We start from the raw sequence: 9740 nt of genomic DNA, 5'->3' as shown, positions 1-9740 counted from the left end.
CCCTCTAGCGTGCTGCGCACACGACGGGCAAGCAGTGCGGCCTCACGGCTACCGGGGACTAACCGCATCGGCTTTCAGCCTTCCATGGCGGTCAGCGTTGGCCCATGGACTGGCAGGGTATGGTTTCCAAGGTGGGGGCCATGGACATGAAAGCGTGGGAGAGCCTGCTTAAGAACTACCGTGACGCCCGGCCCGCTGGCGATAAACAGCACCTGCGTCGTATTGATGAACTGGCTGACGCGCGGAGCCCCATGATGATGTACGGCGTACCCGTGGGCAGAATTTTTTTTCAGGGTGCTCCACGGTTGCTCAAAGCCGGCGTCTCCATTCCGCCAATATTTGATAATGGTGATAACCGAATCGCACTTGAGGCGTATCCGGCGCTTGTGGTGCGTTACCTGGCCGGTGGTGCTCAAGTTTTTACAGTCGTTTCATCCACTAGGGAAAAGACTGCAATTAGAGTCAAGTTCCGAAAATGAAAAAACAGATCCATATCACAGGCAAGGAGAAGCTGTATGCGCAGGATGCGAATATCCTTTCGACAACCAACTTGAAAGGGCAGATCACCTACTGCAATGACCAATTCGCAGACATCAGCGGATTTACCCGGGAAGAACTGCAGGGGAAAAGTCACAATATCGTTCGACATCCGGATATGCCCAAGGAGGCATTTGCCGGCCTTTGGCAGACGGTGAAGCGTGGAAAGTCCTGGATGGGTATCGTCAAGAACCGCTGCAAGAATGGAGATCACTATTGGGTCGATGCCTATGTGACACCGATTCTTAAAGGCGGTGCGGTTGTAGAGTATCAGTCTGTACGCAACAAGCCGGCAAAGGAGCATGTCGAGCGAGCGGAAAAGCTGTATGCACAGATTAATGCAGGCCGCTCCCCCCTGGGGTTGAGATATGGGCGCTTGCCCTACAGTGTGTTTTTGTTAATGGCGCTTTTCATCACCGTTATTGTATCTGTCTCGGTTGCAGCGCTTATGGGAAGTAATCATGGTTATGCGGGAGTTGATGGACTGGTTGCCGGTTCGGGTGTGGCTGTCATCCTGGCGTACTGGTTGTCCCACCCAATATCCAAGCTTAAAAAGAAGGCACGCTCGATTATCAAGGACCCGGTCGCCAGTTATGTTTACACGGGACGTTTTGATGAGATAGGGGATGTTTTCCTGGCGCTTAAGTACGCAGAATCGGAAACACGCGGTGTCGTGGGTCGTATTGCTGACTCTTCCGAGGAGATCATAAGAGCTGTGGGCGACCTGTCTTCGGCCATTCATCTCAATGTGAAAGGTATCGGTCAGCAACACCTTGAGACAGACCAGGTGGCTTCGGCTGTTACTCAACTGGCGGCCACAATCAAGGAGGTCGCAAGCAATACCAATCAGTCTGCGGAGACGGCTTCCCTGGCCGAGGAGGAAGCGAGGAGCAGTATAGAGATTGTGGCAGAAACCATGGAGGCCATCCAGGGACTGACCAGCGAGGTGGAGACTGCACACTCGGTGATACAGAGGCTGGAGAGTGACAGCGAGAATATCGCATCCATTATCAATGTAATTACAGCCATATTCGAACAGACCAACCTGCTTGCCCTGAATGCGGCAATCGAGGCGGCACGCGCAGGCGAACAAGGGCGCGGTTTTGCCGTTGTGGCCGAGGAGGTACGCACCCTGGCGACGCGGACCTACGAAGCCACTCAGGAGATTCAAACGATCATCGGAAGCCTGCAAAGCGTTGCGGCCGAGGCTATTGGGGCGATAAAACGCTCGCTTGCCATGGCCGATGGCACCCTGGTCCAGGCTCAGAAAACAGTTGGACTCCTGGATAAGATTTCACAGGCTGTGAGTAGTATCTGCGACGTGAATGCACAGATCGCCACGGCCATGACCGAACAAAATGTGGTTACCCAGGAACTCGACCGCAACGTGGTCAACATTCGGGATGTGTCTGAACTCAGTGTGGATGCAACCAGCTATGCCGATCGGTCCATTGAGAGCATGGAAGAGCTTGTATCCAATCTTAACGGGCTCTCTGAGCAGAGGCCACGCCAAGTACAGTGAGTGCGCAATAGAGGCAACCTTATTCATTGCCTTGCTCCTGGTGCGCATCTGCACCTTCATAATAGGCCTCAAGGGTATCGATGAAGCGCTTTGCCTGGGGTGAGAGGTATTTGCCCCGGCGTAGTACCAAACCGTAAGAACGGGTGGGGAAGTATTCGTTGAGGGGGAACTTCACCAGTTTCTCCTCGCCGGTGAGGCAGACGTCTGTGACGATGGAGATGCCCAGTCCCAGTTCCACGTAACGCTTGATCACCTCCCAGCCGCCGGCCTGAAGTGCGGTTTTGAACTTCACTTCGTGTTGACGGAACACCAGGTCCACCATGCGCCAGGTGGTGAGGCTGGGAGGTGGAAGGATAAGGCCGTAGGGACTGATGTCTTCCAGGGTGACACGCTTTTTCTTTGCCAGTGGATGATCTGTCGGCACGATCAGGGCCGGGCTGTAAGTGACCAGGGGCTTGTAGACGATGTCGTCGGGCACCTCGATCATCGACCCTACGGCGAAGTCCGCCTCGTCGGCCCGCAACCGGGAGAGGCCGTCCCGGCCACCGGTGACATTGTGCAGCTTGACCCGGATCTTGGGGTGCTGGGCCATGAAATGTTTGAGGGGGGAGGGCAGCACGTAAAGAATAGTCGATTCACCCGCCGCGATGTTCAACTCTCCCGACTCCAGCAGTCCCTGTTGGGCGGCAAAGGTTTCGTGCAGCTTGTCCATCCCCTCTACCAACGGCTGGGAGAGTTTGAACAGGATTTCCCCTTCCGGTGTCAGGCGGATCTTTGGTCCGCGGCGTTCAAAAAGCACTGTTTCCAGCTCTCGCTCCAGGGCCTGGATCTGCAGGGAAACCGTTGGCTGGCTTAGAAAAATTTTCTCCGCAGCCTCGCTGATGCTGCCGGTCTGGGCGGCATGGCAGAAGGCCCTGAGCTGCTTCAGTCGGTTCTGTTTGTAGTGGACGGGGGTAGGGGAAGCCATCTCGATCTCGGTTGTTTCAATATTGGTTAGCCTAATAGTAAGCATTGAAATAATTGGCGTGTCAAATACCCATGAGAAAATTACACTTTATGGCTGGTTTGGGTCTGCTGCTGGCCACTGTCCTTGTTATCGCCAACAAACGTCTTTTCGTCTACGAGGATCCCCGCATCGACGAGATCGAGGATCTGCTTCCCAGCGCCAACTGCGGCGCCTGCGGTTCCCCCGGCTGTCGCCCCTTCGCCGAGGGCCTGATCGATGGCAGCTACGAGCCAGCACAGTGCACCGTCAACTCCAAGGATATGAACAAGATCATCGCCGACTACCTGGGCGTTGACCTGGGCAGCCAGGAGAAGCGGGTTACCCGCCTGGCCTGCGCCGGCGGCAAGTACGTCGCCTACATCCGGGCCAGTTACGACGGCATGGATACCTGCCGTGGCGCTGCCCTGGTTTCCGGTGGCGGTAAAGGCTGCACCTGGGGGTGTCTCGGCATGGGCGACTGTGAAGTGGTCTGTGAATTCGACGCCATTTCTATGAAGAAGTACGGCCTGCCAGTGGTGGACGAGGAGATCTGCACTGCCTGCGGCGACTGCGTCGATGTCTGTCCCAAGAACCTGTTCGAAATACACCCCGTCAGCCACCAACTGTTCGTTGCCTGCAAAAACCTGGAGAAGGGTGATGAGGCGGAGGCCGAGTGCGAGGTGATCTGCACCGCCTGTGAACGCTGCGCCGTGGATTCTCCGGAAGGCCTGGTGGAGATCACAAACAACCTGGCGGTGATCGACTACGCCAAGAACAGGTTGTCTTCAAAGGTCGCGGTCGAGCGTTGTCCCACAGGCGCCATCGTCGCGACCAGCCTGATTCCGGCGTCCACCTGTGTCTACCGTGACATGACCCAGATCCGCTTCGAGTACCCGAAGTTCGTCACCGAGAACTGTACCGCCTGCGGTAACTGCTACACCGTCTGCCCCGACAGTGCCATCCCCGGCCTGGTCAACTCCATCTCCGAGGTATTCAACGCCGCGATCGAGCGGATCGAGACCAAGGGCACACCCACCCAGTACCTGCGTCGTGAGAGCCGCACAGTCGAGAAGAAGCTGCGTGCTTTGATCGAGGCGGACGGCGAGGCTGCCGTGGTCTCCAAGCTGATGGACCAGGCGGTGCTGGAGGTGCTGGCCGACTCCGATCTGGAGGGCGATGCCAAGGTCAACCTGGAGAAAGAGTTCGGCCTGTTCCTTGAGGCCCTGGGTGGTTTCGAGTTCTCCATTACCAAGCCCTACTGGAGCAACCGCGAGAAGAAGAACCCCAACACCGGCGGTCTCTTCTCCATCACCATCAACCCCTACACCTGTAAAGGCTGCATGGAGTGTATCGAGGTGTGCGACGACGGTGCCCTGGTTGCAGAGGTGCAGACCCAGGAAGCCATCGACAAGATGCAGAAGGATTGGGCGTTCTGGCTGGATCTGCCCACCACTGACTCCGACTTTATCCGTATCGACGACCTGGACGAGAAGATCGGCGCCCTCGAGACCCTGCTGCTGAACAAGGAGAACTACCAGTCCCTGGTCTCCGGTGACGGTGCCTGCCTGGGTTACGGTGAGAAGACCGCCATCCACCTCTTTACCGGCACCGTGAACCGCCCTGATGCAGCCGCGCATCAAGAAGCACCTGGCGGATATCGATGACCTGATCAACCGCCTGGAGACCCACATCCGATTGAAACTGGCCGAGGGTATGGACCTCTCCAATGTTGCTGCCGTTAACGATGCAGTGGAGAGTCACCAGGATACCGACCTGACGCTGACCGATCTTTCGGCGACCCTCAATGACGAGACCCAGCCGGTGGATCCCAAGTGGCTCAAGTGGGCTACCCAGCTGCTGGAGAAACTGCGTCACTTGAAGTGGCTCTACACTGACGGCAAGACTAACCGGGGCCGCGCCGCCATGGGTATCATCAATGCCACCGGTTGTACCTCTGTATGGGGCTCCACCTTTCCCTACAACCCGTATCCCTTCCCCTGGACCAGCCACCTGTTCCAGGACAGCCCCTCCGTGGCCATGGGTATCTTCGAAGGTCACATGGCGAAGATGGCCGAGGGCTTCAAGGTTGTGCGCCAGGCCAAGCTGGAGCTGGAAGGCAAGTACAGTGCCGAAGAGTACGGCGCTTTCTTCACATACTTCGGTTGGAAGGACTTCAGTGACGAAGAGTGGCTGCTCTGTCCGCCCGTTGTTTCCGTGGGTGGTGACGATGCCATGTACGACATTGGTTTCCAGAACCTTTCCCGTGCCCTTGCTTTAGGCGTACCAGTGAAGGTGCTGGTGCTCGACACCCAGGTCTACTCCAATACCGGTGGCCAGGCCTGTACCTCCGGCTTTATCGGCCAGGTAGCGGACATGAGCCCCTACGGCAAGGCGTGGAAGGGCAAGACCGAGATCCGCAAGGAGATGGGCATCATCGGTATGGCTCACCGCACCAGCTACGTGCTGCAGAGCTCGGTGGCCAACGTCACCCACATGCTGGAGGGTTACATCGATGGCCTGAACAGCCGCCGTCCGGCCCTGTTCAACATCTACACCACCTGCCAGCCGGAGCAAGGTGTTGGCGACGACGCCTCCGACAAGCAGGCCAGGCTGGCCATGGAGTCCCGCGCCTACTCGATGTTCAAGTACGACCCCGACGCCGGTGTCACCTTCAGGGACTGTTGTGACCTGGAGGGCAACCCGGCCATGGATGACGACTGGCCCACTTACAAGATTGACTACCAGGACGAGAAGGGCAAAGAGGCCAAGCTTGAAGTGCCCATGAGCTTCGCCGACTTCGCCCTGACCGAAGGCCGTTTCCGCAACCACTTCCGCAAGGCACCGCCGGAGACCTGGAACGATGACATGGTTCAGCTGCACGAGTTCCTGGACCTGGACGAGGACGGCCGTGACGGCAAGTTCCCCTACATCTGGGGCCTGGACGCCAAGAACCGCCTGATGCGTGTGCTGGTGGCCCAGGAGATCGTCAAGTCCACCGAAGAGCGCCGCGACTTCTGGCACCAGCTGAAGTCCCTGGCAGGCGTCGACCAGGTGGTGGACCTGGAGGCCATTGCCAACCAGGCCAAGGCGGAGATGGCCCAGAAGCTCACCACCAGCCTGCTGGCAATGGCCGGTGGTGGCGACATGTCTGCGCTTGCCGACATGGCGTTCCAGCTAACGGCGGTAACGGCGCAGCGGCACCGGAAGACTACGAGCCGGTCTGGATCGAGACGCCCGAATGTACCGCCTGTGACGAGTGTATCGAGATAGCCCCGAAAGTGTTCCAGTACAACGACGACAAGATGTCCGTGGTTGTCGACCACCAGGGGTGGAACCTTCAAGGACATCGTCAAGGCGGCAGAGAAGTGCACCGCCGGATGCCTGCATCCCGGTACCCCCTGGAATCAGAGCGAGAAGGATCTGGACAAGCTCCTAAAGCGGGCTGAGAAGTACCAGTAAAACCTATGGGTACACCGGGCACGTCCCGGCGTACAGTCAAGGCCTGAACCATGAGAAGCTTTCAAACAGGTTTTATGAACATCTTTTCAAAACATAAGACCTTCTCCCACGGCATCCATCCCGTGGAGCACAAGGAGATCACGGCGGACAAACCGATCCGGCGCTTGCAGTTTGCGCCGGTCATGATCATCCCGCCGGTGCACAGCATCGCGGTGCACCGGCGGTGCCTCTGGTCAAACCCGGCCAGGAGGTGGTGCGCGGTGAGCCCATCGCCAAGGCGGGGGGCTTTGTCTCCGTGCCCATGCACTCGCCGGTAACCGGCGTGGTCAAGGCGATTGATGAACTGGTGCCGACCGCCGAGGGCCCAAAGACCCCGGCAATCATCATCGATACCTACGAGGCGTCCACCCAGCAGGTACTCTACGACTGCCCCCGGGACATCAATACCATGACGCCCGAGGAACTGGTTCAAGCGGTGCAGGAGTCCGGCATGGTGGGCCTGGGCGGTGCGGCATTTCCCAGCCACGTGAAACTGTTGCCGCCCAAGGACAAGAAGATCGAAACCCTGGTGATCAACGGCTGCGAGTGCGAGCCCTATCTCACCTGTGATCATCGTGTGATGCTGGAGCAGACCGATAACCTGGTACGCGGCATCAAAATGGTGATGAAGGCTACCGGCGCACTGCGCGCGATCATTGGAGTGGAAGACAACAAGCTGGATGCGGTGGAGCGTATCCGCTCCCTGTTGCCGAAAGAGGCCGGAATTACCTGCGAAGCGGTGGAGACCAAGTACCCCCAGGGTGGTGAGAAGATGTTGATCACCAGCCTGCTGGGCAAGGAGGTGCCCTCCGGTGGTATCCCCGCAGACATTGGTGTAGCGGTCTACAACGTCGGAACCCTTGCCCAGCTGGGGGACCTGGTTCCCCTGAGCCGGGGGCTGATCGAACGCGTCGTTACCGTCTCCGGTCATGGTGTCGAGAAGCCGGGCAACTACCTGGTGCCCATTGGCACACAGCTGCGTTTCCTGCTTGAACAGGTGGGCGCCGACGTGGAGTCCAGCGAAGTGGTAATGGGCGGACCCATGATGGGCATGTCCACGGCCTCCCTGGATGTGGCCATCACCAAGGGTGTCTCCGGTGTAGTGCTGTTCAAAAAGCCAGATGAGGATCTGAAGCATCGTACGGTCTACCCCTGCATCAAGTGCAGTGCCTGCCTGGATGCATGCCCGGTTCACCTCAACCCCTCCATGCTCGGCCAGCTGGCCGACGTGCGACGGTACGAGGAGATGGAGAGCGATTACCACCTCAACGACTGTTTCGAGTGTGGATGTTGCAGCTATGTCTGCCCGTCGAACATTCCGTTGATCCAGTATTTCCGAATTGCCAAGGCGGTGAACCGTGAGGCAAAAACAGCCCAGTAATGGGCTGGATATAAGAACACAGAGATTACGTAGGAGACACAGAGAGCGCAGATTTAACAATGCTTAAGAGAATATGTTCCCTCTCCCCAGCGGGGGAGAGGAAGCAACGATTATCAGCGTCCTCTGTGACCCTTAAAGAGCAAGAACTCATATGCTGAAAAAAGCAGCTATAGAGATCCGCACCTCGCCCCACCTGAAGAAGGCGTTGAGTGTCGAGCAGATCATGCGCAACGTGGTTTACGCGCTGTTGTCGATCTGTGCCTGGTCTGTCTACCAGTTTGGCATCAGCGCACTGGCCCTGCTCCTGGTGACGACCCTCACCTGTATTCTCACCGAGTCCTTCTTTTGCTGGATGTCTGGCCGGCCCAACTCTGTGAAGGACTTCAGCGTGGTGATCACCGGTCTGCTATTGGCCTTGACCCTGCCGCCGGGCTTCCCCCTCTGGATGGCGGCGGTGGCCGGCTTCATTGCCATAGCACTTGGCAAGTCCCTGTTCGGCGGCCTGGGTTTCAACGTCATGAACCCAGCGCTGATCGGTCGGGCCTTTGTACAGGCTGCATTTCCCGTGGCTATCACCACCTGGACACCATCTTTCGTCCCCGGCCGTTTTCTCGAATTCATCCCCTCCAGCCTGGCGCTTCCGTTCATGTCGCCGGTGGATACAAGTGGCTGGGTGAAGGAGCGGGCAGTGGACGGTTTCACCGGCGCCACGCCGTTGGCGCTGCAGAAGTTTGAGCATGTCTCTGTGGACACCATGGACCTGCTGACGGGTACCGTGGCGGGTTCGGCAGGTGAGACATCGGCCATCATCATCTTCATCTGTGGTCTCTACCTGGCCTTCCGCAAGATGATGGACTGGCGCATTCCTGCGGGTGTTTTCGCCGGCACGGTATTGATCTCTCTGCCGCTCTACCTGATCAACCTGGAGATCTACCCGTCGCCCCAGTTCATGCTCTTCTCCGGCGGATTGATGCTGGGCGCGATGTTCATGGCATCGGACATGGTGGGTTCGCCGCTGACTCCAAAGGGTATTTGGCTCTATGGTGCCGTCATCGGCATGTTGACGGTCATCATCCGTATCTTCGGCGGGCTCAACGAGGGTGTCATGTACGCCATCCTGGTGGCCAATGCGCTGGCGCCCATGATCGATTCCGTGACCCAGCCCCGCATCTATGGTGAGCGCAAGCAGGAGGCTGAGTCATGAGCAGTGCAGAAGAGACCGCCATGCCGCCCCAGGCGGAGCAGCCCAAGACACCCAGCTTCGCCATGCTGCGTACCCTGGGCGGTATCGCCATACTGGCTGGATTCCTGGTAGTGATGGTCTACCAGTGGACCAAGCCGATCATCGAGGAGAACAAGCGCATCGCAATCGAGAAGGCCGTATTCACCGTGGTGCCCGGCGCTGCTTCCCGCAAGGATTTTCTGCTGGGTAGCGAGGGACTCTCAACGGTAGCTGACAACGGGCAGGGTGAGAAGATTTACGCTGCCTACAACGAAAAGGGTGAACTGCAGGGTATTGCCCTCGAGGCAGCGGCAACCGGATACCAGGACGTGATCCGCATCCTCTACGGCTACAACCCGGCCTGCGAGTGTGTTACCGGCATCAAAGTACTGAAGATGGCCGAGACCCCGGGGCTGGGTGACAAGATCGCTTTCGACCCGGAGTTTCTAAAGAACTTCGAGATCCTGGATGCCAAGCTCAATACCGACAAGAGCGGCCTAGTGGGCCATGCGGATAATATTGTAATTATGGTGGGACGTATAATGGGCCATGCGCACAGCCAAGCCACTTCGTATCACTCCAAAGACCACAGAGA

At 57.9% G+C, this 9740-nt stretch carries 5 protein-coding genes and 3 pseudogenes; 7 read left to right on the top strand and 1 reads right to left on the bottom strand.

Translation table 11 applies throughout. The features are described 5' to 3' along the window. The first annotated feature begins 104 nt into the window (after positions 1-104). Together BOW53_RS11635 and BOW53_RS11630 are read left to right on the top strand one after the other, a co-directional pair. The gene (locus tag BOW53_RS11635; RefSeq protein ID WP_078488153.1) at positions 105-479 is read left to right on the top strand and encodes a hypothetical protein; all 375 of its coding nucleotides are present in this window, start codon (positions 105-107) and stop codon (positions 477-479) included. Then, entirely contained in the window at positions 476-2059 is a 1584-nt protein-coding gene (locus tag BOW53_RS11630) for a methyl-accepting chemotaxis protein (RefSeq protein ID WP_078488152.1), read from the top strand. The genes BOW53_RS11635 and BOW53_RS11630 overlap by 4 nt, the downstream gene beginning before the upstream one ends. Positions 2060-2078: 19 nt before the next feature. Here BOW53_RS11630 and BOW53_RS11625 read toward each other — a convergent pair whose 3' ends face one another. After that, positions 2079-3026, bottom strand: a complete 948-nt coding sequence (locus BOW53_RS11625) for a LysR family transcriptional regulator (RefSeq protein ID WP_078488151.1) — start codon at positions 3024-3026, stop codon at positions 2079-2081. Between the two features lie 89 nt (positions 3027-3115). On the opposite strand from BOW53_RS11625, the pseudogene BOW53_RS13425 reads away from it, so the two are divergent. From BOW53_RS13425 to BOW53_RS11605, 5 genes and pseudogenes are all read left to right on the top strand, one after another. After that, a pseudogene (locus tag BOW53_RS13425) lies at positions 3116-3871 on the top strand (RnfABCDGE type electron transport complex subunit B); the annotation flags it as partial. Then, positions 3869-6503 (top strand): annotated as a pseudogene (locus BOW53_RS13420) (4Fe-4S domain-containing protein); the annotation flags it as partial. The pseudogenes BOW53_RS13425 and BOW53_RS13420, both read left to right, overlap by 3 nt. 50 nt (positions 6504-6553) lie before the next feature. After that, positions 6554-7923, top strand: a pseudogene (gene rsxC, locus BOW53_RS11615) (electron transport complex subunit RsxC). Between the two features lie 151 nt (positions 7924-8074). Beyond that, positions 8075-9127: an RnfABCDGE type electron transport complex subunit D gene (locus tag BOW53_RS11610; RefSeq protein WP_078488150.1), complete on the top strand. Its 1053-nt coding sequence runs from the start codon at positions 8075-8077 to the stop codon at positions 9125-9127. Beyond that, positions 9124-9740, top strand: a 617-nt coding sequence (locus tag BOW53_RS11605; protein WP_078488149.1) for an RnfABCDGE type electron transport complex subunit G, incomplete at its 3' end; no start/stop codon positions are given. The genes BOW53_RS11610 and BOW53_RS11605, both read left to right, overlap by 4 nt.

This window comes from Solemya velesiana gill symbiont (assembly GCF_002020805.1).
GTDB lineage: Bacteria > Pseudomonadota > Gammaproteobacteria > Chromatiales > Chromatiaceae > Sedimenticola_A.
This window is presented reverse-complemented; position numbering and strand designations above follow the sequence as displayed.